At 41.8% G+C, this 25,317-nt stretch carries 29 protein-coding genes and 1 pseudogene; 11 read left to right on the plus strand and 19 right to left on the minus strand.

Annotated features, from left to right (window positions below; all coding sequences use genetic code 11):
• Positions 1 to 9 precede the first annotated feature (9 nt).
• The 8 genes from ACOFKR_RS07370 to ACOFKR_RS07405 all read right to left on the minus strand — a co-directional run bounded on the left by ACOFKR_RS07370 (position 10) and on the right by ACOFKR_RS07405 (position 6,784).
• A complete protein-coding gene (locus tag ACOFKR_RS07370) occupies positions 10 to 996 on the minus strand; it encodes a 3-hydroxyacyl-CoA dehydrogenase family protein (RefSeq protein WP_419803376.1) in 987 nt (328 codons plus the stop codon).
• 2 nt (positions 997 to 998) lie between these two features.
• On the minus strand, positions 999 to 1,385 hold the full coding sequence (locus ACOFKR_RS07375) for a RidA family protein (RefSeq protein WP_419803377.1): 387 nt from the start codon (positions 1,383 to 1,385) through the stop codon (positions 999 to 1,001).
• A 107-nt stretch (positions 1,386 to 1,492) separates the two neighbouring features.
• Entirely contained in the window at positions 1,493 to 2,281 is a 789-nt protein-coding gene (locus ACOFKR_RS07380; RefSeq protein WP_419803378.1) for an SDR family oxidoreductase, read from the minus strand.
• A gap of 13 nt (positions 2,282 to 2,294) precedes the next feature.
• Positions 2,295 to 3,071, minus strand: coding sequence for an SDR family oxidoreductase (locus ACOFKR_RS07385; RefSeq protein ID WP_419803379.1), 777 nt, complete (start codon positions 3,069 to 3,071; stop codon positions 2,295 to 2,297).
• A gap of 21 nt (positions 3,072 to 3,092) precedes the next feature.
• On the minus strand, positions 3,093 to 4,016 hold the full coding sequence (locus ACOFKR_RS07390; protein WP_419803380.1) for a Gfo/Idh/MocA family oxidoreductase: 924 nt from the start codon (positions 4,014 to 4,016) through the stop codon (positions 3,093 to 3,095).
• 106 nt (positions 4,017 to 4,122) lie between these two features.
• Positions 4,123 to 5,079, minus strand: a complete 957-nt coding sequence (locus ACOFKR_RS07395) for an aldo/keto reductase (protein ID WP_419803381.1) — start codon at positions 5,077 to 5,079, stop codon at positions 4,123 to 4,125.
• Positions 5,080 to 5,081: 2 nt separating this feature from the next.
• Complete coding sequence (locus tag ACOFKR_RS07400; RefSeq protein ID WP_419803382.1) at positions 5,082 to 5,888, minus strand: HpcH/HpaI aldolase family protein; 807 nt, start codon at positions 5,886 to 5,888, stop codon at positions 5,082 to 5,084.
• Between the two features lie 44 nt (positions 5,889 to 5,932).
• Positions 5,933 to 6,784, minus strand: coding sequence for a hypothetical protein (locus ACOFKR_RS07405; protein ID WP_419803383.1), 852 nt, complete (start codon positions 6,782 to 6,784; stop codon positions 5,933 to 5,935).
• Positions 6,785 to 6,812: 28 nt separating this feature from the next.
• Between ACOFKR_RS07405 and ACOFKR_RS07410 the strand changes: the two genes are divergently transcribed.
• The 3 genes from ACOFKR_RS07410 to ACOFKR_RS07420 all read left to right on the plus strand — a co-directional run bounded on the left by ACOFKR_RS07410 (position 6,813) and on the right by ACOFKR_RS07420 (position 9,477).
• Positions 6,813 to 7,040, plus strand: coding sequence for a hypothetical protein (locus tag ACOFKR_RS07410; RefSeq protein WP_419803384.1), 228 nt, complete (start codon positions 6,813 to 6,815; stop codon positions 7,038 to 7,040).
• 156 nt (positions 7,041 to 7,196) lie between these two features.
• Positions 7,197 to 8,282: a Gfo/Idh/MocA family protein gene (locus ACOFKR_RS07415; protein ID WP_419803385.1), complete on the plus strand. Its 1,086-nt coding sequence runs from the start codon at positions 7,197 to 7,199 to the stop codon at positions 8,280 to 8,282.
• Positions 8,283 to 8,520: 238 nt separating this feature from the next.
• A complete protein-coding gene (locus ACOFKR_RS07420; protein WP_419803386.1) occupies positions 8,521 to 9,477 on the plus strand; it encodes a hypothetical protein in 957 nt (318 codons plus the stop codon).
• 5 nt (positions 9,478 to 9,482) lie between these two features.
• On the opposite strand, the gene ACOFKR_RS07425 is transcribed toward ACOFKR_RS07420, so the two are convergent.
• The 3 genes from ACOFKR_RS07425 to ACOFKR_RS07435 all read right to left on the minus strand — a co-directional run bounded on the left by ACOFKR_RS07425 (position 9,483) and on the right by ACOFKR_RS07435 (position 12,002).
• Entirely contained in the window at positions 9,483 to 9,914 is a 432-nt protein-coding gene (locus ACOFKR_RS07425) for a PAS domain-containing protein (RefSeq protein WP_419803387.1), read from the minus strand.
• Positions 9,915 to 10,022: 108 nt separating this feature from the next.
• Positions 10,023 to 10,913, minus strand: coding sequence for a 1-aminocyclopropane-1-carboxylate deaminase/D-cysteine desulfhydrase (locus ACOFKR_RS07430; RefSeq protein ID WP_419803388.1), 891 nt, complete (start codon positions 10,911 to 10,913; stop codon positions 10,023 to 10,025).
• An 18-nt stretch (positions 10,914 to 10,931) separates the two neighbouring features.
• Complete coding sequence (locus ACOFKR_RS07435) at positions 10,932 to 12,002, minus strand: DUF6588 family protein (protein WP_419803389.1); 1,071 nt, start codon at positions 12,000 to 12,002, stop codon at positions 10,932 to 10,934.
• Positions 12,003 to 12,063: 61 nt separating this feature from the next.
• Between ACOFKR_RS07435 and ACOFKR_RS07440 the strand changes: the two genes are divergently transcribed.
• Both ACOFKR_RS07440 and ACOFKR_RS07445 read left to right on the plus strand, forming a co-directional pair.
• Positions 12,064 to 13,119: an RluA family pseudouridine synthase gene (locus ACOFKR_RS07440; protein WP_419803628.1), complete on the plus strand. Its 1,056-nt coding sequence runs from the start codon at positions 12,064 to 12,066 to the stop codon at positions 13,117 to 13,119.
• Positions 13,120 to 13,125: 6 nt separating this feature from the next.
• Positions 13,126 to 13,977, plus strand: coding sequence for an aminotransferase class IV (locus ACOFKR_RS07445; protein WP_419803390.1), 852 nt, complete (start codon positions 13,126 to 13,128; stop codon positions 13,975 to 13,977).
• 8 nt (positions 13,978 to 13,985) lie between these two features.
• Here ACOFKR_RS07445 and trxA read toward each other — a convergent pair whose 3' ends face one another.
• Positions 13,986 to 14,291 (minus strand): thioredoxin, encoded by a 306-nt coding sequence (trxA, locus tag ACOFKR_RS07450; protein WP_419803391.1) that lies wholly within the window; start codon positions 14,289 to 14,291, stop codon positions 13,986 to 13,988.
• 107 nt (positions 14,292 to 14,398) lie between these two features.
• On the opposite strand from trxA, the gene ACOFKR_RS07455 reads away from it, so the two are divergent.
• Both ACOFKR_RS07455 and ACOFKR_RS07460 read left to right on the plus strand, forming a co-directional pair.
• Entirely contained in the window at positions 14,399 to 14,707 is a 309-nt protein-coding gene (locus tag ACOFKR_RS07455) for a hypothetical protein (protein WP_419803392.1), read from the plus strand.
• A 24-nt stretch (positions 14,708 to 14,731) separates the two neighbouring features.
• Entirely contained in the window at positions 14,732 to 14,902 is a 171-nt protein-coding gene (locus ACOFKR_RS07460) for a hypothetical protein (protein WP_419803393.1), read from the plus strand.
• A gap of 77 nt (positions 14,903 to 14,979) precedes the next feature.
• On the opposite strand, the gene lepB is transcribed toward ACOFKR_RS07460, so the two are convergent.
• Positions 14,980 to 16,071, minus strand: coding sequence for a signal peptidase I (gene lepB / locus ACOFKR_RS07465; RefSeq protein ID WP_419803394.1), 1,092 nt, complete (start codon positions 16,069 to 16,071; stop codon positions 14,980 to 14,982).
• Between the two features lie 212 nt (positions 16,072 to 16,283).
• Between lepB and ACOFKR_RS07470 the strand changes: the two are divergent.
• Positions 16,284 to 16,433: pseudogene (locus ACOFKR_RS07470) on the plus strand (transposase); the annotation flags it as partial.
• A 265-nt stretch (positions 16,434 to 16,698) separates the two neighbouring features.
• Here ACOFKR_RS07470 and ACOFKR_RS07475 read toward each other — a convergent pair.
• Complete coding sequence (locus tag ACOFKR_RS07475) at positions 16,699 to 19,302, minus strand: zinc-dependent metalloprotease (RefSeq protein WP_419803395.1); 2,604 nt, start codon at positions 19,300 to 19,302, stop codon at positions 16,699 to 16,701.
• Between the two features lie 450 nt (positions 19,303 to 19,752).
• Between ACOFKR_RS07475 and ACOFKR_RS07480 the strand changes: the two genes are divergently transcribed.
• Entirely contained in the window at positions 19,753 to 20,691 is a 939-nt protein-coding gene (locus ACOFKR_RS07480) for a DUF6515 family protein (protein WP_419803396.1), read from the plus strand.
• Between the two features lie 105 nt (positions 20,692 to 20,796).
• Here ACOFKR_RS07480 and ACOFKR_RS07485 read toward each other — a convergent pair whose 3' ends face one another.
• Positions 20,797 to 21,036, minus strand: coding sequence for a DUF2945 domain-containing protein (locus ACOFKR_RS07485; protein ID WP_419803397.1), 240 nt, complete (start codon positions 21,034 to 21,036; stop codon positions 20,797 to 20,799).
• A 96-nt stretch (positions 21,037 to 21,132) separates the two neighbouring features.
• Between ACOFKR_RS07485 and ACOFKR_RS07490 the strand changes: the two genes are divergently transcribed.
• Together ACOFKR_RS07490 and ACOFKR_RS07495 are read left to right on the plus strand one after the other, a co-directional pair.
• The gene (locus tag ACOFKR_RS07490) at positions 21,133 to 21,324 is read left to right on the plus strand and encodes a transposase (protein WP_419803398.1); all 192 of its coding nucleotides are present in this window, start codon (positions 21,133 to 21,135) and stop codon (positions 21,322 to 21,324) included.
• Between the two features lie 190 nt (positions 21,325 to 21,514).
• Entirely contained in the window at positions 21,515 to 21,721 is a 207-nt protein-coding gene (locus tag ACOFKR_RS07495) for a hypothetical protein (RefSeq protein WP_419803399.1), read from the plus strand.
• 457 nt (positions 21,722 to 22,178) lie between these two features.
• On the opposite strand, the gene ACOFKR_RS07500 is transcribed toward ACOFKR_RS07495, so the two are convergent.
• The 4 genes from ACOFKR_RS07500 to ACOFKR_RS07515 form a co-directional block, all read right to left on the minus strand.
• Positions 22,179 to 23,033 (minus strand): SDR family oxidoreductase, encoded by an 855-nt coding sequence (locus ACOFKR_RS07500; protein WP_419803400.1) that lies wholly within the window; start codon positions 23,031 to 23,033, stop codon positions 22,179 to 22,181.
• A 646-nt stretch (positions 23,034 to 23,679) separates the two neighbouring features.
• On the minus strand, positions 23,680 to 23,982 hold the full coding sequence (locus tag ACOFKR_RS07505; protein ID WP_419803401.1) for a hypothetical protein: 303 nt from the start codon (positions 23,980 to 23,982) through the stop codon (positions 23,680 to 23,682).
• A gap of 151 nt (positions 23,983 to 24,133) precedes the next feature.
• Complete coding sequence (locus ACOFKR_RS07510; protein WP_419803402.1) at positions 24,134 to 24,544, minus strand: VOC family protein; 411 nt, start codon at positions 24,542 to 24,544, stop codon at positions 24,134 to 24,136.
• Between the two features lie 41 nt (positions 24,545 to 24,585).
• Positions 24,586 to 25,317: a helix-turn-helix transcriptional regulator gene (locus ACOFKR_RS07515; protein ID WP_419803403.1), complete on the minus strand. Its 732-nt coding sequence runs from the start codon at positions 25,315 to 25,317 to the stop codon at positions 24,586 to 24,588.

Here is a 25,317-nt window from a genome sequence, read left to right on the forward strand (position 1 = left end):
AAAACAGTATCAGCTATTTTTGTGCGTATTGTTTTGTGATGGGTACAAAGCCGCCAACCGGTCTATATCTTTATTAAATTCTGCAAAAGCGGCCTCCCATTCTTTGGCTTCATCATCTTTATAATTATAAAAACCATGGGAATTTTGTGTGCCTTTGGCTTTTAAATCGATCATTTTCTGCATGGTTTTCGGTACGCTGTCGGTATTATTTAATTGAGGTAAAATGTTTTGAAGCAGTGTTTCCATGTCTTCTAAACCGAGGTAATCCAATCGCCGGAAAATGCCCATCAAAGTCATCCACGAACCGGCATCATACCGGAAAGCCTTGTCCATATCTTCAATCGTGGCTATTCCCTGGTCGGCCAGGTTTAACCCTTCCCGGTAAACGGCATACATCAGACGGTTGGTCACAAAACCTCGAATGTCTTTTTTTAACAGGGTTGGCTCTTTTCCCCAGTAATGTGCCAGGTCAAAAGCACGGTTGGCAAAATTAATGTCTGTCTGTTCCCCGCAGGTGATCTCCAGAAAACGCGTCATAAAAGCAGGTTCCGCCCAGTGGATGCCCAGGAAACGCTGCGGGTGCGGCACAAAGTTTTGCAAAATGCTGATCGGGATTGCCGAAGTATTGCTGGCTATAATCGTATCATCAGCCACCGCAGCAGCGATTTTTGTGTAAACTTCTTTTTTGATTTCGGCTTGCTCAGTTACACATTCCAGCACCAAGATGCAGTTTTCCAAGTTGTTGTAATCAGCAGAAACCGTTAACTGATCTAAGTAATATCCAAGGGGATTTTTCAACAAACCTGCTTTTTCACAATGTAGTAATTGTTCTAAAATACGTGTTGGGGCTTCGGCCAGTTCTTCCGGGAGTGGTGCAATGGCTTTGACCGGATGGCCTGCAATCAGCAGGGCAACAGCAATACTGCTGCCCATCAAGCCTAAGCCCACAACGCCAACGTTTATTTCAGCGGGATTTAACTGCTCCGGTAGAGGCATAATCAGATTTTTACGATGCAATCGATTTCTACCTTAATGCCTTCGCCCAAAACTGATTGCACTGTTGTGCGTGCTGGTTTTATGCCTGGAAAATAAGTAGCGTAAACTTCATTATATCGGTCAAACTCGTTAATATCAGCCAGATGAACGGTGCATTTTAAGGTGTTTTCCATTGATCCGCCTGCGGCTGTTACAATGGCTTTGATGTTGTTTAAGGTTCGGTGCGTTTCTTCTTCAATCGTACCTAAAACAAACTTGGAAGTTTTAAAATCAACGGCCGCCTGCCCGCTTACATATAAAAAACCATCTATCAAAACGCCATCCGAATACGCGCCAGTTTCAAAAGCCGGATCACGGTCCGGGTGCGCAACCTTTACTTTTTGTATCATAAAAACAGCATAAACTTTAAAAATCCGGTTATACTTATACTCAAAAGTAGTTTCCGCAAGTTTATTTATTCACAACTTTTGTTTGCATTTATAATACTTTTATTCACTCACCAGCAGTTCCAGCCGCCATCGACATTCAGGTTTTGGCCGGTAATGTAAGATGCCGCGTCCGACAATAAAAATGCCACCGAACCAGCAATTTCCGGTGAGTTGCCAACCCTGCCCATCGGGCTTTTTTTGTTCAGCCTTTCAACAAAATCAGGGTTAGCTTTTTGTACTGCCGGATTTGGAAACGGCCCTGGCGAAATACTGTTGAACCGGACGTTGCTTTTGCCGTAATGCACGGCCAGATAGCGCACCATCTGGATAATCCCGGCTTTAGTAACGCCATATTCGATCGGGTTTTTCGTCATCGGCGGTTCGTAAGCATCCGGGTAAGGCGACAACGAACCATACATGCTCGAAAACAAAACCATGCTTCCGCCTCCGTTTGCCGCCATGTGCGTGGCCACTTCCCTGGAAATCAAAAAACACGAAGTCAGGCTGCCGTGGCTAACGGTATCGAAATCTGCCCCGGTCAAATCTTCCAATTTTTTTGCGGTTGAAGCATAAGTTAGGTTGACCAAACCTTGCGGTACGCCGTATTTTTTAATTTCTGCTGAGATAAATTCCGGGATCAGGTCTGTATCGTGCACGTTTAAAGTTGCCGCATGAACATGACCTGCCAAGTTTTGGGCAGCTATAAATTGCGCTGCTTTATCTTCCATATCGATGCAAAGCACTTTTGCACCTGCCGAAATGAGTAAATTGATAGTTGCCTGGCCGAGATAACCGGCACCGCCAAAAACCCAGATTCGCTTGCCTGTTAAACTTAAAATTTGTGCTGAATTTTCCAATTTGATTGCTTTTTTAGGCGTTTAACCCGCCGTCCATTAAAATATTTTCCCCGTTGATGTAAGCTCCCGCTTCCGAAGCAAGCAGCACTACCAAACCTTTGATATCATCCTGATTGGCCATTCTTTTAAGCGGGACTTTTTTGCAGTAATTTTGAAGAAAAGCTTCGGGCTGATTGTTGAACAACCCACCCGGACTAATACAATTTACCCGGACGTTTTTACCGGCCAGCACCTGCGCCAGATATTTGGTGAAATTCATCAGCCCGGCGTTATGAAAAAAATAATCCGGCGGCGGAATGCCCATATCGGTGCCTTCGTAATTGGAAAGGTCCGGGCCGAACATGCCCATCATCGAACCGATATTGATGATGCTCCCGCCGCCGTTTTGCACAATCAGATCGGCCAATTCCCGCGTAATATCCACCGAACCGGTCGCGTTTACTTGCATGGATTCGGCAAAACTGGCAATATCATCATCATAACTTTTCATCGGCCTGGAAACGGCATTGTTGATAAAAACATCCAGCTTGCCAAATTTTTCGAGAACTGTTTTTTTTAGGTTTAACACGGATTGATGGTCTCCCTGATCTAATCCCAAAGCGTGTACGTCCAAATCTTTTGCCCGAAAATTTTCTGCAACCTGTTCTGCGTTCTTCAGGTTTCGCGAAGCGATAATCACTTTGCCGTCTGCTTCGGCCAAGCCTTCCACGATACATTTACCGTAATTGCCGGCACCGCCGCTCACCAAAACCACTTTGTTTTTTAGGCTGAACAGTTCTTTTACATTCATTTTTTTTCAGGTCGAAGTGTGTTAATGATATAACCGGATTGTTTTTCCGCCTTGCTGCAAACTCTCTTTGGCGGCAATCAGCGTGCGGATGATATTTTCTGTTTTAAAAAAATCAAGCCTGGATTTACCTTGCTCAACAGAGCGTACAAACTCAATGATATTGTCGCGGAACATGGCGTATGAGTTTTTAATTTCGATCAGCCGCCAGCCTTGCTGCCCAAAAATTGAAATTTGGAAAGTGCCCGAAATCTCCATAAAAAGGTTTACGATCACTTGCAAACCTCCTTCAAAAGTGATGTGGACAATATCTTTCCCGCTTTCGCCAATGTGTTTTACGGTGATCGGTTTGGCATCGTCCAGCAACATAAAGACACCTTCCAGCAGGTGCACGCCGTATTTTATCCAGTCTTTTTTGCCGGTCGCGGTAATCAGTTCCAGTTTTCCTAAAGCCGGAAATTCAATCTTCGTATTGCGTGCCTCAACCGAATAACGCATGGAAGAGCAGGACATAATTAGCTTTCCTTTGGCATTTTCCTGCGAAAAATAATCTAAATCCGCCTGATCTGCCGCCAGTGGTTTATCAATAAAAATCGGAATATTGGCATCGATAAAAGATTTTGCCATCGCCACATGGTTTTCCGGGTCATCGCGCGAAAGGATGACCGCATCAACCTGGCCAATCATTTCTTCGGCGGTTTGCACGATATTTTTGATGCCCGTAGTTTTGGCAATACTTTTGGAAACTTCCTGTTCCTGCGTCCAAACACATGTAACACAGGCATTTGGCAAGCCCAAGGTATCTTGGTTAGCCTGCAAATAAGCGGCCACGGCCGGATAACCAACGCGGGAGATTTCGGCGGCGTCAAACTGCCCGTTTATGATGGCCGACCAGGAATACGGATGCGCATTGCCGGTACTCATGCCGAGTATGCCAATTTTTATCATTTGGTTTTATTTGATGCTTCTTTTATCAACATAAATTTAGGGTGATAAAAACAGTATGCGGCAGCCGAAACCAGCTTGGGCAATGCTGTTTTTACCGTATAAAAATTCAGGTGAGCCAGCCTTGTTTGTCCCAGTTTGGCAAATTTAAAAACTCCGGTTCGGGGTAAGCCAACGCCTGTGCCTGTTGCAGTTCTGTTTTAGACAGGTAATTTACTGCGGCAATTTCTAAAGCCTGTTTTAAATATTTTGGATGATCGATACCAATCAAAACACCGGAAACCTGCGGAAAAGACAATGCAAAACGGGTTGCCAACGTGGCCAGATCAATCTTGAGCTGTTGCATCAAAGGCTGATAATTTTGCAAATGTTCTTCAACTTTGCGCAAGGCCGGATGCAGGTTTTGGCCTTTATCACTTAATAAACCTTTTAATAAAACCGAACGCACGATCAACCCGACACCGTTTTTTTGCGCTTGATCAAACAGTTCTGCCTGCCGCTGGTCCATCAAATTAAAAGGGATTTGTATCACATCCCAACAACGGGCATCTATGGCAGCTGCTGTTTGATGATTGGTATAAGTTGATACGCCGGTCGCACGGATTTTTCCCGATGATTTTAGTTCTGAAAACACCGATTTTACATCATCATGTTTTAATAACTCCGGATCAGCTTGATGCAGCATAAAAATATCCACATAATCGGTTTGCAGCGCGGTCAGGCTTTCCCGTAAAGAAGATTCAATATTGATTTTTAATTTTTGACAAGACGGGATTTTATTGTCGGCATCTAAAAAGTGGCTGCATTTTGTTGCGATAATAACCTGGTGCCGACTTCCTTTGAAAGCTTTGCCAATGATGTTTTCACTGCAACCATAAACGCGGGCCGTATCAAAAAAGTTGATTCCTTTTGCAAAAGCAGTTTGTAGTAAACGGATGGCTTCTGTTTCAGAAAGCATATCGCTGGCCGAATGCACGCCTATACCGTAAGGCATACCAATCTCTGCGCAGCCAAATGCAACTTCTGATACCTGCAGGCCGGTTTTGCCTAATGCTCTTTTTATCATAATTATTTATAAGCTTCTAAATCAGAGCCCTTTGCCGGTTTGGATTGATTAAAAGTGCTGATCAAACTATTGCAATAGGCAGACAGGCCAACCACATCTGCACCAACATTTATAAACTGGTAGCCCATACTTATAAATTCATCCAGCATACCGATCCCGCCGGTAGTTGCCGCAAATTTGCCGTGTTTTTTGGCTACTTCTGCTACTTTTTTGCGCGCATCGAGCAATAATGGATTGTTCCAGTCGCCAGGTGCGCCAATACTCTGGCTAAAATCTCCGGGACCAAAAAACAGCATGTCAAAACCATCAAGTTTTGCAATTTCTTCCAGCTCGTCCATTGCTTCGATATCTTCAATTTGGAAAACCACAAAACGTTGGCGGTTGGCCTGTTTCAGATATTCTTGGAAGTCCATATTGGTGTAAGCGCCATCTGCGCTGCCGCCGTCCATTGCGCGGCGGCCGGTTGGATAAAAGCGCGTTATTTCGATAATTTTTTGGGCATCTGCAACGCTCATTACGTGCGGCACCAAAATGCCGGTGGCATCCAGTTCCAGCGGTTTTACATAATCGCTGTAACTGCCCCGCGGAATGCGCACCATCAAATCGGTATCATGTGTTTTGCTGGCCCAAACGTGCGCGCTGTAAACCGACCAGTTTTGCGCCAGATGTTCCTGATCCACCCAAACACAATCGAAACCGCTCATGGCAGCAATTTCTGTGGACACCGCATCCGCAATATTCACTTTAAAACAACTGGCCGTTTCGCCGGCGCGCAGTTTTCTCAATACTTTACTTTCCCTCATTTGCATGATTTATAATTTTTTAGGCGATAAAAACAGCATCAACAAAACCTTCAATCCCCGCAGTGCATTACCCGCAAAATGGCATTGGCCGCGGCAACCTGCACATCCGTGTTTTCATCGTTTAACAACTTTTGTAAAACCTGTAAATCGTTTTTATTTCCGCCTAAACCCAAAGCTTCGGCAAGCTCATAACGCTGGCCGGTTTCGCCGGTCAAATAAGTAAGCAATGCTGTTTTTACCGGTGTTTTTTCGGGTGATTGATCATGTACAAAAAAACTGCTTAAAACATAAATCCTTGCCGGATCATCCTGTTTTAAATTTTGTAAACACTGACCTAAACGCTTTATTGTTAAAGCGTTAACTTTAGGTTTAAAACGTAATGCATAAGCAGCGTAACGGTAATCCGTTTCATCTTTAGATAGTAAAAGTTCTGATAATCGGTTTTCATCAGTTTCTTTATTACTGTTTGACAGCACCCATCTCGCCATGCCTTTAAAGCCGTTGGTGCCGGTATCAGCAAGTAATTTTATTTCCGGAAGCGGTTCTTTAAAACCCAGCTTACCTAAGCTTTCTAAAGCTGTCAACTGTGTTTTTCGGTCTGCCCCGCTTTTAAACTGATTAAAAAGCTCATCAATATAATGCCGATATTTTTCATGCTGATGTACATTCAATCTCGCCAAAACCCTTGTTGCACCAATCAGATTATCTGGCGATGCTTCTTTTAGCAGTATAAATTCTGCTTCCAGCCCGGCGGTTTGCCCTACCCGGATTAGGTTTTCGGCTGCGTGTACTTTTATAAAAAACGTTTCACCATTTTTAACCGCGTGTTTAAGCACTGCCAGGCTTTGCGCGCAAACCTTATGGTCAGCTTGGGCATTTACCGTTTCGTTTCCTGCCAACATCGTTAAAAAAGAGATTAAAAAAAGCCGGATGATCAATTTATCTATAATTGGTGCAGTTGCCACAGGCCGAAATTATTGGTTTGAACGGGTTAATACCAAACAAAAATACCTCAGCATGTCAGTTTCAAATGTAAATTATGATTTGCCGCTATCGGTGCTACTTTTTGCTGTTTTTATGATACTTTTTTTCAGAATGCCAAAATCTGCCGTTGGCTTTTTTATGGGCAAATTTTCAAATATTGCAAATGCCGGGTGAAATTGCGAACCAATGAATTATTACATTTTTCAATTCAAAATTCAAGCTTACTTCGCTGCAATTGTTACAATTGTAATTATTGCTTGTTAAAATATTTTCATTGTAATAAAGTATAATTGTGCATTCAATTATATCTTATCATTTAATTCCTAGTTTATGATCAGCATAAAAAAATATTTAGCAGCAGCGGCGATGCTGTTTTTATCAGGCATAACTTTGGCTCAAAACCCGTTAAAAGTTGTGGTTGCAGGTTTGAATCACGATCATATCCATGGCATTTTAAGCCAGTATAATAAAGGTAACGTAGCCATCATTGCTATTGCCGAACCCAACAAACAGCTGCAGCAAAAATTTGCCAGGCTTTATCATCTGCCCGAAAATTTGTTTTATGATGATTTAAAAACGGCCTTAGCCCACCAAAAACCGGATGCTGTTTTGGGTTATAACGCGGTAGGGAAGCACTTGGAAGTGGTGGAAACTTGCGCGCCTTTTGGCATACCTGTGATGGTGGAAAAACCGCTGGCCGCCACACTTGCACAGGCCAAACAGATTGAAAAGCTGGCCAATCAATATCATATCAAAGTGCTCACTAATTTTGAAACCACCTGGTACCCGGCCAATAAAACGGTTTATGATATGGTGGATCAGGACAGTATCGGTATAATTAGAAAAATGGTTGTCCATGACGGGCATCAGGGACCGAAAGAAATCAATTGTAGTCCTGAATTTTTAAGCTGGCTGACAGACCCGGTTTTGAACGGGGCAGGAGCTTTAAACGATTTTGGCTGCTATGGTGCCGATTTGATGACCTGGCTGATGAAAGGCCGCAAACCCATTGCCGTTACCGCCGTTACGCGCCATTACAAGCCCGAAATCTATCCGAAAGTGGATGATGATGCCACCATTATTGTAGAATATCCCGAAGCTACCGGTTTGATCGAGGCTTCCTGGAACTGGCCGTTTTCGATTAAAGATATGGAGGTTTTTGGGCAGAGGGGTTACATACATGCGCTTGATAATAACCACCTGGTGACCAGAATGCGTGAAAATAAAAAAGGTGCCAAAACCGCTGAACCTTTGGCCGCAGATATTAGTTCGCCCATTAATTACCTGACGGCTGTTTTGCGGAACAAAATCCCGGGAACGGACGATTTGTCTTCCCTGAAATACAACATGATTGTGATGGAAATTTTGGATGCCGCCAAAAGATCGGCCGCAACGGGCAAACGGATTGTGTTGTAGCTGATTGTATTTTCAGCCAATGCTTCTTTTATCACCTTATTTTCAGTGTGATGATTTGTGCGATGCTTCTTTTATCGACTGTTTTTCAGTGGGATAATTTGGGAAGTTGATTCATTTATTTCTTAAACGCAATTCAATTCAGCAAAAAACCCGACACAATTTAAGCGTGTTTGGGTTTTTTGATTTTGAATGGAGCAGTTTATTTCAACAGAAATCATAGTTTATTAATTTTTGTCATTTGCATCAACAACCAGCTTCAACGCCTCCGGGAAATTTGCTTTATCTGCGGATTGAACCTGATACCGGGCCTGACACAAAAGTTTTAGCCTGGGTTTTGTCTGCCCTGAATTTATCTTTCCACAGTTTTATTTTGGCAGAGTTGTATTTCAGGAACAGCGAAGTAAAAGCTTCCATAAAAAAAGAAATCAATGTTTTTGCGGCCGAATGCAGTTTACCGATACATGATCTAAAACTGGTTGATCAGGGTTTGACACTTTCAGTTGGCATCAACGCGCTGAACGGACAATACCGGTTGCTTAAAAATGCCGCACTTTTAAAAGAAGAACTGTTTACGTTGTTTGTTGATACTGTTTTTAGCCCGGAAATTTTCAACCCGGATGTTATCAGGAAGTTATCAGCCCGGTACAATGCCAAACAACGCATCGAAATATTTAAACCTTTTGCAGATTTAACAGAACGGCCACAATTGCACTTGTATTTTGGCAAAGCTGCCAGCAGTTTACATTTATTTTGGCAGTGGGCAGATTTATCTTTAAAAAGCAGTTTGGTACCGGAGGCCGTTAAATTAACAAAAGAACCTGTTGAAACTTATTACCAATACATCAAAACCGGCGAAGAAAATGACCTGTTTGGCAAAAGGCCCAAGTATGAAAAGGTACTGATTAAGGAAAACCCAAAGCACGATTTATATCCTTATCAACTGCAAAAGGCGGTTGCAAAAGGTAAAAAATATACATTCAACAGGCAGCTTTCGGCTACGGTTTTTGTAAAAAACAATTTTTACGAAATCAGTTTGCCGGAATTGCTGCTCAGCGTAAAACACGAAACCCGAAGCGGCGCAGAAAAAGCTTTTGATGCTGCCCTGGCCGCTTTGATCTTGCAGCTTGAAAAAACTGATCGGCAGCCTGAAAAAGCTAATCTGATCAAACTAAAATCAATTTTAAACATCAGTTAAACGACTTACGCTTTTTTCTTGCGGTTTTTTTTGCCCGGCATCTTATCGGTGATGTTTCTGGTGGTGCAAAGTATAAATTCCACTTCGCCATCTGCAGAAAAAATCGGTTCATAAATGGCCTGCCACCAGCTTGGATGGATGATGTTGCCTTTTTCATCGGTCAAATCATACTGCACGGCCGGCAGATGGACTGTTTCTTTTTTGGTGATGGCTTCGTTCAGCATATCATGGATCAGCAGTGCACTGTCCTCGTTTTTGCTGTTCCATTTATATATTTCGGTCACACTTTTACCGATAATATCCATGCCTGCCGTGCGGCTGACTGCCTCAAAAGCGGCATTATATTTAACAATAGTAAAATACGGGCTATCGGGTTTAATTAAAATAAGTGGTTCTGTGGATTGATTAAACAAATGATCTTCAAGGAGTTCGGACATATTATCAGCGGTATAAACTATTTCCAAATATAATTAAATTCTTCAACTGAAAAAATGGACCGACTTTAAGAATTTTACTTTCAGGCGATTTTTTTAATTCAGAAGAACTTAAAACAAACCAAATCGGTCTTTCATCCCCATTAAACCAAATGTGCCGCCGGTATGAATGGCCAAAATTTTTGAATTTGGGCTGAAATAATTTTTTTTGGCCAGATCGTAAATTGCAAACAGCATTTTTCCGGTATAAACAGGATCAATCAGGATGCCGGTTTTTGCAATGAACTGCTTTATAAAAGCCAACAGTGCTGGCGTGGTTTTGGCATATCCGCCAAAAGCGTAATTAGTTTGGTTGATGAACGATGCTTCTTTTAGCAGGTATTTTTCGATCTCCTGTTGCATCCAGCCGGCATTTTTTAAAACCGGGACTGCATGAAACTGGGTTGATAAATGGTTGTTGTTCAAGCCGTTGATAATTCCGGCGGCTGTGGTTCCGGTTCCGCAGGGACAAAAAAGATGATCATATTTTTCGGGCAGTTCGTTTACCAGTTCACTGCAGCCTTTTGCCGCCAGGGCGGATGCGCCGCCTTCATCAATAAAAAATGCTTCCGGATCGTTTTGAAAATATGCGGCGAACAATTCCGGTTTATGCTGATAACTTTCCCGATCGGTAAAAATCAGCTTCATGCCCAATAAACGGCACATAAATAGCGTATCATTATGCACTTTATCACCCCGGACAAAACCGGTAGTTTTAAAACCAAATGTTGCTCCGGCCGCCGCTGTTGCCAGCAAATGGTTGGAAAATGCACCGCCAAAAGTTACCAAATGCGTTTTTTGCTGATGACGGGCTTCCTGTAAAACGTATTTTAATTTGCGCCATTTATTGCCCGAAATCAGCGGATGGATCAGGTCGTCGCGCTTGAGGTAAAACTCCAAATTTTGGTCGCTAAAAACAGCATCCTCAATTTTTTGAACGGGACTGTTGAACTGAAAATCCATCCCGTAAAGGAAATCAATTTATAAACCGAAACCAATACCTGCGTTGACCGACTGATATTGCGAAGCCGTGTACGAAGCATAAAAACGGAAAAAAGCAAGGTTTAACTGAAAACCCAAACTTGCTTTTAAATTGCTCACGCTGTTTTCTTTGATCGAAATCGGGTTGGTAAAAGTAGTATAAGTTGGCTGCTGCTGCACGATATTGTTGATGCCGGTGGTGATGGGATAATTGCCCAGCAAACCTACGTTTGTATTGGCCGATAAATAACCAACCGAAGCAAAAGGCGTAAAAAACAGGATTTGTTTGGAAACGATCAATTCGGCATTGAAACCGTTAAATTTGCCTTCCACACGCTGATTGCCAAAATCTGTATTCTGCTGATTATCTTTAGGTTGCGCGCCCTGATCGGGTTTTACGTTAACAGCCAAATGGTATTTTAACCGGGTAAAACCAGCACTAACTGCCAGATCAAGCGGGATAACCTTATCGATAGTTTTTCCAACAAAATCCTGCAAAATGTTGTGCTTCAGCCCAATACCAAACATGGAAACAGAACCAATATTACCACCAAAATTGATAGTCGGCATGTAACGTAAAGAAGCTTCGGTATGATAAACCAAACCCGCCGTAAGCTGTATTTGCGGTGCTGGAACAACAGAAAGTACACCTGCTGGTAGCGATAACGTTTCCAGCTTCCGGCCGTTGTCGTCATAAACTGCAATTTGTGGCGCGGCCATGTTCCCGGCGATGGTTGGTGCAATGGTTTTGCTGGCATCCACCGGTCTAACGTTGTTTGACAAATCGATTTGGGTAACGTCAAAAGTTTTATCCGAAGCCGGGATAATCACCAAAGACGAGCCTACACGCAGATCAAAACCAAGCAAAGTTTTGGTTTTTGCCGTGTTGTTCCAGCCGTTGTTAATGCCGTTTCCGAAACCTTTAAAAAGCGGCTGCAGGTAAGCATTGGCCAGTTTGGTGGCATCGCCCGGGCCGGATTTTACCAACGCAGAAATATAATCCTGTGCCTGAATTTTAGCCGATAAAAGAAGCATCAACCCAAAAACCAGTGATTTGTACATTTTTTTCATGCCGGTTTTTACGGTTTGTGCCGAAAATGGTTCTTCCCAAAAAAACCTATTTTTGTGGCTGATGGACGAGGAAATACTGTACGAACAAGAAGCCGAACAAGAACTTTTTGAGCACCTGCGGATTGTGGTGGACAAAGGCCAGGCTTTGCTGCGCATTGATAAGTTTTTGATGAACCGGATAGAAAACGTTACCCGGAACCGCATTCAAAACGGTATCGAACTGGGCAATGTTTTGGTGAATGAAAAACCGATCAAAGCCAGCTACAAAGTAAAACCACACGATGTAATTTCGGTGGTTTTGCCGCATCCGCCGCGCGATACCGAAGTTTATCCGGAAAACCTGCCGCTCAACATCCTATATGAAGATGATGATTTGCTGATCATCAACAAACAAGCCGGTATGGTAGTGCATCCGGGTTTTAACAATTATGAAGGAACGCTGGTAAATGGCCTGGTTTATCATTTTAACCAATTGCCGGAATTGCCGGGTAATTCGGGCCGGCCGGGTTTGGTGCACCGGATTGATAAAGATACTTCAGGCCTGCTCGTGATCAGTAAAAACGAAAGGGCGATGGCCTGGCTGGCGCGGCAGTTTTTTGATCATTCCATCACCCGCAAATACCTGGCTTTGGTTTGGGGCGATCTGGAAAAAGACGGGACAATAACCGGCTATATTGGCCGTAGTTTAAAAGACCGGCGTGTAATGTCTATTTATGATGATGAGGAAAAAGGCAAATGGGCCGTAACGCATTACAAGGTTTTGCAGCGTTTAAACTATGTTACCCTGATTGAATGCCAGCTGGAAACCGGCCGCACACACCAAATCCGTGCGCATTTAAAACATATTGGCCATCCGCTGTTTAATGATGCGGTTTATGGCGGGGATAAAATTTTGAAAGGCACAGTTTTTACCAAATACAAGCAATTTGTAGAAAACTGTTTTGAGCTGTTGCCGCGCCAGGCTTTGCACGCGCAAACGCTGGGTTTTGTTCATCCAGAAACCCGAAAATACGTTCATTTTGAAGCTGAATTACCGGATGATTTTCGGCTGGCTTTAGAAAAATGGCAAAAATATGTTGCTTACGGAAGCAATGGAACTGAAGTTGGGTTGTTTTAGTTTGCGATGTCTTTAGTATTTAACAATTATAACGGTTCTATTGTCACGGCAGATCAGCAGGTGCTTCGGCTCAATAACCGTTCGTTTCATTACGGCGACGGTTTGTTTGAAAGTATGCGCATGATCCGCGGAAACCTGCAGTTTGCCGGTTTGCACGCCAAACGCCTGCAAATGGGCATGAGGGCTTTAAAGTTTGATCATTACAGCGTTTTAGATGCCGTTTTTTTGGTGGAAAAGGCAAAAGAATTAGCTAACCGGAACAAAGCTAAAAATGGCCGTTTGCGCTTAACTGTTTTCCGGGATTCGGATGGGTTATACACGCCTGAAGAGCAGAAATTTGGTTACAGTATTGAGTGGGAAACGTTGGAAGACCAGCAATATACATTAAATACCAAAGGCTTGATCATGAATGTTTATGAGGAAATGCAAAAACCTGTAAACATGCTGGCCAACCTTAAAACCTGCAACTCTCTGACATACGTGCTGGCCGGGATTTTCAAGCAAAAACACCGGCTAAACGATGCTTTTATTTTGAATCAGCATGGTTTTTTGTGCGAATCCATCAGTTCCAATATCTTTATCAAATACAATAATATTTTATACACGCCGGCTTTAAGTGAAGGCTGCATCCGTGGCGTAATGCGGCAGGCAGTGATGGATTTAGCCCTTAAAAACAGCATCCAGGTTACAGAGGCGCAAATCAATCCGCAGATATTGAACGAAGCGGAAGAAGTTTTTCTGACCAATGCCACCCGCGGCATCCAATGGGTTTTGGGCTTTAACCGGAAACGGTATTTTTATGAACACAGCCGTTTCCTCAGCAACAAACTAAACGAACAGCTAAACGATAGTTTTTGATACTGTTTTTACCGTACATTTTTTATTATCTCCTGCAGCTGTGCGCCGCTAACCACACCGGATTGCCGCCACTTAACCTGTCCGCTTTTAAATAAAATCAACGTTGGCACGCCTTGTACCTGGTAAACTGCGGCCGCTTTCGGGTTTTTGTCCACATCAATTTTCAGGATAGTAACTTCGTCATGCAAAGTGTTTTTTAAACCATCTAAAATAGGGGCCTGGGTTTTGCATGGGCCGCACCAGGTGGCAAAAAAATCAACCAAAACGGGTTTATCGCCCTTGATAATTTCTGCAAATGTTTGTTTAGTTTCCATGAAGTTGGAACAAAATGCTTTAAAGCATTGTTTTGAGGCTGATTTATTACGAAATCAATTAAACTAATTTTGCTGAGTAATGTTGTCCGCATATTAAACCAATCAACATGAAAACTAAAAAAATAACGCTGGCTATTTTTACCGCGATGGCCGCTTTCACTTTTTCGGCCTGTAACGGCAGTGGTGATAAGGCTAACAAAGATTCGCAAACTGCAATGCCAGCTCAGCAATCACAAACTGCCGGAAATGATACTTCCCATACAACAGATAACCGCCGCGAAGAAGTTGGCGGCGTAGCTGCGCACAGAGGAAGTGCGGCCAGCGGAAACACAAATGCCAACCAAACCGTTACCGCACAAGGCATGACCGGTGCTGATTCTGTTTATCAAAAAAGCACACAAAAATCTCCGAAGTAAACCTCTTTATTTGAAAACGGCATTATGAAAAAATTTATTTTATTTATCCTGATTTTTGCTGCAACGGGTAGCATAGAAGCCTGCAACAGTTCTAACGGCGACCGGGCAAAACCCGGCAATTCTGACACTGTCGGAACAAAAACCGGTTCGATGAAAGACAGTACTAATGGATTAAAAGATACGTTGAAACACTAAATCCACTAAAAATTTAGTGCATAAAAAAAGCTTCCTCAAAATAAGGAAGCTTTTTTTATAGGGAAAATTTGTGTGGATTACCTGATCAACCTCCCAATCCGGTCCCAGCGGATTTTATTGATTAAAGAAGCAGAACTGTCCACACTCATCCAGGTTATCATCGCTTTGCCGATTATATGGTCTTCGGGCACGTAACCCCAAAAGCGCGAATCCAGCGAATTATGACGGTTATCGCCCATCATCCAGTAATAATTTTGTTTGAAAGTATAGCTTTTTGCCAATTTTCCATTGATAAAAACAGCATTGCCTTTTTGCGCAACTTTGTTGTTTTCGTAAAATTCGATGGCACGTTTGTATAAAATCATGGTCGAATCGTTCAATGCGATTGTCATCCCTTTTTTTGGCAAAACCAGCGGACCAAAATTGTCTTCGTTCCATTTAAAACGAGCATTGTGCGGAAAAACCTGTAAATCAAATTCACCTTTCGGCTGATAAACCGGCACAACGGATTTCACGTTAGAATAACTTTTTAAAATGGAGAGGTTTTCGGTTGGGATAATCATTTCAAAAACATTTGCGGCCATTTGCTGCCGGATTTCAATGTGCAGATCCTGAAAAATATCCGGGTTAATATCGCGGCCATCCGTTGTAACCAGGTAAGAAGTTTGTGCCGCAGCAGCGTTTGGGCTGGCCTTGCCATTGATAAAAACCTGTCCGTTCATAATCGTCAGCTTGTCGCCCGGCGTGGCCTGGCAGCGTTTAATCAGCAGCGTGCGCACGTCAATTGGCTTGTCCACTTCTTCGGGTTTGTTAAAAACCACTACATCGCCTTTTTTGACTTCCGATAAACCGGGCAGCCGGAAATAAGGCAATTTAACGCCGTCCCAATAGGTTTTGACACTGTCGGTAGTCAGGGTTGATTCCAAAAACGGCACGGCAATTGGCGTAAAAGGCATCCGCGCACCATAACTGATTTTGCTCACAAACAAATAATCGCCAACCAAAAGCGAGCGTTCCATCGAGCCGGACGGAATTGCATACGCAGAAAACAGCAATCCGCGGAAAATAGTAGAAACCACCACGGCAAACAAAATGGCATCAAACCATTCGCGCGCTTTGCTTTTTTTGGGTTGATTTTCGGGCTTTTTAGTGCTGAATTTCCAGTTCATTGGTTTTGGGTTTTGGGTGAGAAATACTTTTTGACGGTTATAGAAAATCATTGTTACAGCATCAGCCCAAAAAAGTATTGATAAAAGAAGTATTAGTTTTCCTAAATTTTTTTTACCGTAATGTTTTTAGGGCCTGTTTAAAATTCAAACAAAAGGAATGTTAAAGGTTTGGATAGACCGGTCAGGGTTGTTCTTTTTGTGGTGACGAAACCTTGAAAAGCTGTACCCTGGGGCCGATCCTATCAAAAACCCAGTGGCAATTTATTGAGAAAACTTTACAGTCAAACGATAGAAAAAGGGAGCATAGCCTACGTTCTATCTGGAATACAGTGTTATATGTGGTCAAAACAGGGTGCCAGTGGCGGATGTTGCCCGCTAACTTTGCCAAATGGCAGTTGGTTTATTACTACTACAACAAATGGTGGTGCTGGACTGCTTTGATTTATTACTGGCAAAGCTCAGGGAAAAAGTATGGTTTGGGATGGGGCAAAAAAAACTATAAATTTCTTTGGTTGCTTCCTCCTTTGAAAGGGGGTAGGACAAAAACAAATACTGTTTTTATCCCATAAAAAAAGGCAAACCATGCGGCCTGCCTTTTTTATATTTATGTTGATTTGAAATTAAAACTTAACTTTTCGGGTTCAAAGCCAGGTTGATCCGCTCGCTCAAATCCACCAAATGGTAATTGCTCAAATTGTCTGAAGTTGTGGGCAAAGCGGTTTTTATCATCGTTTCGATACTGCGGAGCTGGCCTTTGGCAACAGACAATACATCGGTATCTTCTTTCTCCGGATCAGGGGCGTTGCCCGGGCCTCTCCTGCCGCCTTGTGCAAACAAAACAGCCGTTGAAGTTTGGTTTGGTTTGATCAACTCGATCAACTTTGCCACATACATTTTTTGTAAGTTGCGGCGGTAAACATCAATGGGCTGGCTGGTTTTGAGTTCTTTAAAAATTATGTTCTGCATATCACCAAAAAAATCAGTGATCTTGTAAGCACTTGCTCCGTTGGCCGCCTCCGCAGAAATCATTTTATATAAGTTGTGGTTGGTAATCACACGGTCAAGCACGCTGTTTTGCAAACGATATACCACCTGCACCGGATTTTGGCCAATATTGCTCATGATCTCTTTGTCCAGCATCCAGGTTGGCGTGGTAAATAATTGCTTGTCTAAAAACAGCATTGCTTCTTTTTGGGTTGATGCAGGCACATATTCATAAACAACCCCGCTTTGCTCTATGGTTTTTGGGTTTTCGTAAATGCCACCAATGTTTTTACTTACGTGGCCCATGTAGCGGCCAAATTGTGTAGTCAGTTGGTTGTACATGTTTTCCAAGTTATCATAACCTTCGTTTTTTTCCCTGGTCCATTCCGGCAATTTCACTAAAATGCGCTGCAGGTTTTTGATACCGTAAGTGCTGGCTTTCATGGCGTTATCACTTAAATCTTCGCTTTGGGAATGCGGGTCGTCCGGGTTAGATTCTGTTCCGAAAAATAATCGCCGATCTTTTAAACGCGCAACAGTTATTTTGTTTAAAGCTGAAACTTCTGCTTCTGCACTTTTATATTCCGGCATCAGTTTATAGCCCCACTCAATTGCCCATTTGTCATAATCGCCAATTCTGGGGTAAATGCCGGCCGGTTTGATGTTGTCTTCCGGCTGTGCCACATAATTAAAACGGGCATAATCCATAATAGAAGGCGTATGGCCATTCGCCTCTACAAAAGCTTTGTTCCGAAGCATTTCGGTTGGAACGGTAGAACTCGAACCAAAATTATGGCGCAAACCAAGTGTATGGCCAACTTCGTGAGATGACACAAAACGGATCAGTTCTCCCATCAGCTCATCACTAAAAACCATTTTGCGCGCTCTTGGGTCAATGGCCGCGGCCTGGATCATATACCAGTCGTGCACTAATTTTTGCACATTATGAAACCAGTTGATGTGCGTTTCCAAAATCTCGCCGCTGCGCGGATCAGAAATGTGCGGACCGCTGGCATTTTCTGTCTCAGAAGGCTTGTAAACGATGACCGAGTGGTTGGCATCATCCAAACTCCAGGTAGAATCCTGCCGGGAAGTTGGGGCAATTTTGGCCACGATGGCATTTTTAAAACCTGCTTTTTCAAACGCTTTCTGCCAATCATTAACACCGGCAATTAAATAAGGCTGCCATTTTTTTGGCGTTGCCGGATCGATGTAATAGATAATTTGTTTTTTAGGTTCCACCAGTTCACCGCGCTTGTATTTGGCCATGTCCTGCGGTTTGGGCTCTAAACGCCAGCGGGCAATCAGCTGCACTTCTTTTACGCCTTGTGGGTTTACATCAAAATCGGTATAACCGGTAGTGAAATAACCAATCCGCGGATCAAAAAAACGTGGCTGCATCGGCACTCGTGGCAAAACCAGCAATGAAGTATTTAATTCAACCGTTTCTGATCCGGAAGAAGCATTTGCACCTCCTCCGGCAGGCACAGCGGCACGCCCAAACGGAGAAGGGGCCGCTGCCAAACTATACGTTTTTACGGTGCTGATTTCGATGTTGTTGGAAAAACTACGGATGTTGGCAATATAGCTTCTGTCTGACAGCAAGTTACCCAAACGAAAACGCTGTTTTGCGTTGGCAGAACTGAAAAAAAACACATCATTGTCCCCGTTGATATAATCGGTAACATCAATCACGCTGCCTTTGCTGTCCGGAGAATAGGCAGCCACATTAAATGCAGCCGCAATTGCCTGAATATTAGACCGCTGAACGGCCTGATACATGGACTTGGTACTATCCGGACTGTAAGTACGATAAGAGATTTTGCGCATAAAAATGCGGTTACTCGGTCCTTTTTCAAAGCGGACCACGCTGCTGCCAATTTGGTCTCCGGCATAGCCGCCAGCTTCGCGCACTTCGGCACCGGCACGGGAAATCCGGCTGACTACCAAAATTTCGCGGTTTAATAAGCTATCGCCAATCTCGAAATAATACTTATCATCAACCTTATGGGTTTTAAACAAACCGCGGCGCGTTACGGCTTTTTCGGTGATAACCGATTTGTAGGGTTTGGGCTGGGCACGCGTTACAGCTCCGGCAAAACCAGATGGCAATACCGTTCGCCGGGTAGAATCTGCCGGGCGGGTTTGTGCAGTAAGCATCGAGGCAAATCCTGCGGCAAACAATACAGTTGTAAAAATTTTCTTCATAAATGCTGTTTTTAGGCTGATAAAATTAGTGCTTTCCATCAAAATTTAATTTAATTTAAGCTGATTGCTATATAACTTTATAGTTACAATTTTTTTGAAGGTAAACAGGCTTTTTTTCAATCTAAAGTTTTTGTTAATTGACCGAAAAATACCTGATGCTGTTTTTATCCACCTAAACTCAGCAATTATTTCTTTCCCTATCTAAAAATTATATTCTAATTGATTCGGGTTTTGTTCAGGATAACGCCAAAGTAATTATCAGAATAAAATAAAAAGCATATTTAAATTTCAAAAAAAAATTCAAAATGCTTCTTTTAAACCATAAAATCTGGTGGTTTTATATCGAATTTTTAATCAACGATAATTATAAAAAGCAAAATTTAGGTGATAAAAGAAGCATTACAAATTCGTCAGCAGAAATTTAATCAGGTTCTAAACTTTTAAAACACCGTACAGTCTCATCACTATAAATAATTTAAAACGATCAAAGTGAAAAAATTTAATTATATACACAAGCTTACCAAACAACTGTTTTTGGCAGGCTTAATTACTTTGGCTTCATTTTCTGTTGCTGATGCTCAGCGTGGCGGCGGTGGAAGAGGCGGAAGCAGAGGTAGTTTTGGCGGCGGCCATAGTTTTGGCGGCGGTTCCCGTGTCAATTCATTTTCGTTACATGGTGGATTTGGTGGCGGCAACCGGATTGCTGCCAACCCTCGTTTTGCACCGGGCAGATATTATGGCGGCATCCGTGGCGGATTGAACCTTAACTTTAACTATCATGGCGGTTATCATTACGGCCGATCTTATCCATATTACAGAAGCGGGTTTTACGGCGGATACGGTGCTTATCGCCGAAGTTATTTCCCGCATATCGGTTTCTATATCAATACATTGCCTTTTGGATATTATCCGTTTTCTTACGGCGGATATCCGTATTATTACAACGAAGGTTTGTTTTATCAGCAATATAATGATGGTTATCAGGTAGTTGCGCCGCCGGTTGGTGCCGAAGTGCCGCGCTTGCCAAGAGGTGCGCAGGATATTACCATTGATGGCAGGCAATATTTTGAAAAAGACGGGATTTATTATTTACCGATCATCAATCAGGATGGTAAAAAAGTATATCAGGTTGCCGGTAAAGACGGCGTGCTGAATACCGATGACGGCCAGCAAAACGACCCACAATACAACAGCGCGCCGCAAACCAACAATCAGTATCCACAGCAACAATACAATAATTTGCCGCGTGTTGGCGATGTGGTCAATGCTATTCCTGCTGATAGCCGCAAAGTAAAAATCAATGGCGAAAAGCTTTTCGTTTCTCCGGATGGTGTTTATTATCAGGAAGATAACTCTGGAGACACGCGGATTTACAAAGTAGTTGGCGTGCCTTCAGAAGATGGCGGAACAGATACAATTGCCCCATAATTTCGATTTCAATATATCAACACAAAACCCGGCCCTGATTAAACAGGGCCGGGTTTTTTAATTTTAGTCCGATAAAAGAAGCATTGCTTTTTCTCCTAAAAACAACTACTTCTTTTTCCCTTTTGTTAGCTCGCTTTCTGATTTTAGTGCTTCATTTCCGTTTTTTTGCTTTACCAAAACCGCGGGTTTTTCTTTGCTTGCGTTTCGTTTTACGGTAACACTTTTAATTTTCTTTTCCACCGGCTCGGTAAAAACTTCTTTTACTTTACCTTCTGCTTGGCCTTTGCCAAATTTCCAGCTAACGTCATCTCCTTTTTTCATGTTGATATTTGATTGGTTTTTCATTTTTAGGGCCTGTTTAAAATTCAAACAAAATGAATGTTAAAAGTTTGGATAGACCGGTCAGGGTTGTTCTTTTTGTGGTGACGAAACCTTGAAAAGATGTACATAGGGCCGATCCTATCAGAAACCCAGTGGCAATTTATAAAAAATATTTTACAGTTGGGCGGCAGAAAAAGGAAGTATAATTTGTGCTCTATCTGGAACGCGATCAACTACCTGGTCAAGACAGGCTGCCAGTGGCGGATGCTTCCTGTGGGCTTTACTGAATGGCAATTGGTCTATTACTATTAAAAGAAATGGTCAGAGCTGGACCGCTTTGATCTATTGCTGTCAAAACCAAGGGGAAAATTGCGGTTAAAAACAGGTCAAACCAGGCAGCTTAGTTTAGGGATTATGGACAGCCAGAGTGTGAGATGGGGCAACAACCGGGCTTTGAACAGCTATGACGGGAAGAAAAAAGGTAAAAGGGGTCAAATGACATGTGGTAACAGACAAGAACGGTTTCCTGCTGGCCGTTATGGTAACGGTTGCCGGTGTGCACGGCAGTAAGGCAGCGTTACTTTTGATGAGTATGCTCAAGGGTTTTATTTGTGGCATCAAGACCGTTATTGCAGATGGCGGTTACTGGAGGAAAATGGCAAAACAAGTCAGTAAAAGTTTCGGCTACCTGCCCTACACTTGCCGCTAACAGATAGCATTGGCGTTGTAGGGGGGTAATCAATGCTTGTCAGCCCAATGCTTGCATCAAGATAGAAAAAAGAGAGCAAGGAAACATTTTAATTTAAGGATGAAAAATGATTGCACCTGTGGTTTTACGTGCTTCCACATATACATACGCCTGGGCTGCATCTGCTAAAGCATATATTGTAGGGTTTATTTTGCCAAAAATACCAGAACGGTAAGCTTCAAATTATTTCTGTTATATTGGGTTTTTGTCTTTTAATATTAAACATGTTTAAACCTTTTTTCTGGTTTTCTTTTTTGAGACTGATGCTTCTTTTATCAGCTAAAATTTGGTAAACACCTGGTTTTTGAATTATAAAAATTGATACGGGCACCAATTCTTATAAGGTAAAAGAAGCATTGGCATTTTTTCTTATATAATTTAAACAGGCTTTCATAAAGGTTGCTTATTTCTTCAATGCTTACACCGCCAAATTAACCTTAAAAGATTTTTCATTTATTACAATTTCTTTTTCTACCGGATCAGATACCATTTTATTAAACACATTTAAAGGCATCAGCCATCTGAAAAAGAAAGCAGATTTAGCCTGCGATGTTGCCGGATACCGGAGTTTAGAACGATTATCTGTGGCTGCTTTAAAAACAACCTTGGCAACAACATCCGGCGTTGGCGCATTTTTGTAACCGGCTAATGTATTGTGCTGTACTTTTTTTGCATAGCTATCGTAGTCCGGATTGGAAACAAATGATATGTTTTCTGTAAACTCGCTTTTTACAGTTCCAGGTTCGATGTTTTTTATACTGATATTAAAAGGTTTCAGTTCAAATTGAAGGGCTTCCATAAATCCTTCCAATGCCCACTTTGAACTATTGTATATGCTGTATAACGGAAAGGTTAGAATGCCGCCTGAAGATGTTGTGTTTAAAATAATTCCTTTTCTTTTACTGCGGAAGTGGGGCAGGAAAGCACGTGTAACATTCATCACACCAAACAAATTTGTTTCAAACTGTTTTCTTACCTGCTCATCCGTGGTTGCTTCAAATGCACCGGCAAGGGCATAACCGGCATTGTTGTACAAAACATCAATATTCGGAAACGTTTGCAATATTTGGGATATTGCATTTTTTATACTTTCCTGATTTGTAACGTCAAGTTTAAAAGGAACAATAGAAGGATGCGCAGCAAAATCGCTGACATTCTCTATACTTCGCATTGTTGCGGCCACGTTCCAGCCTTGCTGGGCAAAATAGATGGCAGTTGCTTTTCCTATGCCGGAAGAAGCACCTGTAATAACGATTGTTTTATGATCTTTCATAACCTTTAATTTTTATAAAACAAAGGTAAACAGGTTGAAATCAGCGGAGAAGGACATTTGTCCGAAAAATGGAAAAGGAGATTATTAGCCTGTTTAAATTTATCCGGGATCCTTTGATATGCCCGGAATTGATGCCGATGCTTCTTTTACCGTATAAAAATTGGTGTCCTTATCAATTTAAATAAATCAAAATAAATATTTACCATTTTTAGGGTGATAAAAGAAGCATTATAAATTCTTATGATAGAAATTTAATAGGCTCTAAATCGTATGTTTTTTTCGCAACCTGCTTAAATGTCTTGGTGTAATACCGAGCATGGAAGCGGTGTACATTACAGGCACCTGCTGAATAAACCTGATCTAGTTTTTGCCATCCATTGAAAACGCTCTTCCGCGGATTTTTCTATCAGGCTAAATACACGGTCTTCAAGTGTAATATAGTTGTACTCTAATGCTTTAATATAAAAGTTTTTAAAAGCTTCATTCTTTTTCGATTAAATAATCAAAAGCTTTTCTGTCGAGTACGATTAGTTCACAATCAGTAATGGCTTGCAAATTTTCAATACTGGGTATTTTTAAAATAAAACTTAGCAAAGAAGTTGTAAAATCATTTGGCAACGACATCCAGCGGGTAACCTCATTATTGTCAGTAGCATAATAATGCCTGATCAAACCTGTATTTAAAAAAACCGATATTTTTACGTTCTTGTCCTTCTTTTAAAAAGAATTCATCTTTTTTGGAGATGCACCACCGAAAAAACGATGCGATCTCTGCCATTTGCGGCTCACTTGCTGCGCAGAAGTTGTTGATCGCATTGATAATACTTTTAAATGCATTGTGATCCATTTGCAAGTTGCTTGACTGGCTTTTATCGGTTGGTGTTGCGCTATAATAACCGCTAACGGAAAAGGCTTGACAAAGAACTGGAAATAGAAATTTATCTGCCAAAACCAAAGTTAAATTAATATTCAAATGTTGATGCTTCTTTTACCAGCTAAATTTTGTTCCTTTCGCCGGAACTAAAGCAAAATAGCAAAACAAAAGTTGATGTTTAATTCGTCAGCCAGTATTTTGCCAAACCAATTGTTAGCGTTAGTGCTTATTTTGTCTCTGCAAACTTCTCTATCGCTTCTGGCATAACAGGTGTAAACAAGTTTACAAGGTTGCCATCAGGGTCACGAAATAAAAGCGATTTATTGCCCCAGGGCATTATTGTTGGTTTTTGTACTATATTGTTTTCAAGATAACCGGCTAATCTTTCATAATCTTTCTCCACATCATCTACTTTAAATTCTATTATAACACTACGGTTTTGGGCAGGCTGGGCCACTTCGTCCCCACCAAAAGGTTGTAATGTATTTGTACTTCCAATTGCAATTGTTGCAGTTGGGGTTTTTAATTCACCAAAGTCGGGGGTGTATTTTACCACAGGTAATCCAGTTACTTGCTCATAAAATTTTACTAATCCATCAAAGTTGGCAGTAATGATGCGAATTGATAATAAGTCCATTTTTTTAATACTTTAAATTAAGTCGCAAAACTAATTTGGCACTATGACAACAGTATGTCAGGGGTATTAAATTTCTTTTCTTTTTCGGCTAAATATTTCTGAAGTGTCAGTTTATGTGGAATAAAATCTAAGCCGCTTTGTTTAATTTTTATAATCCTGTCTAAACGGAACATTCTGTAATCCTTTCTTAACCTGCAATAAGCAATCAATGTCCAACTCTCCTGCAAGCTGTAATACAAGGCAAATGGTTCTATCGTTCGTTCTGTTTTTTCGTCTTTGTGTTCTGAGTGATAGGTAATTTCCAGAACTTTAAAAGAAGTGAGTGCGTTTTGGATTAGTGTGAGTGAATTACTTGGATTTGTCTCTAACAAAACCGGACTGACAGCAATTCTTTTTGATAATAATTCAACCTTTTCCTTTGTTGCATACAACAAAACGGCTTTTACTTTATTTATAGCTTCTTTATATGCTTTGATCAGTGAACTGTCCCTGTTTTTTAACACCAACTGTTCAACTGTAATAAGGGCATTTGCTTCGTTTTCGGAAAACATGATTGGTGGAATTTTATATCCTTTCATCAGTGAATATCCTTTTCCCTCTTCGCTCAATATCGGAACCCCTGCTTGTTCTAATGCTTTTATATCTCTATAAATTGTCCGAACACTAACACCAAAGTTTTCGGCCAGGTTTGTGGATGTCAAAAGTCGTTTCGTTTGCAATTGGGTTAAAATTGCAACCAGTCGTGAAAGTCGTTTTATGTCGTCGTTATTCAT

It is taken from the genome of Mucilaginibacter sp., assembly GCF_965201005.1.
Classification (GTDB): domain Bacteria; phylum Bacteroidota; class Bacteroidia; order Sphingobacteriales; family Sphingobacteriaceae; genus Mucilaginibacter_A.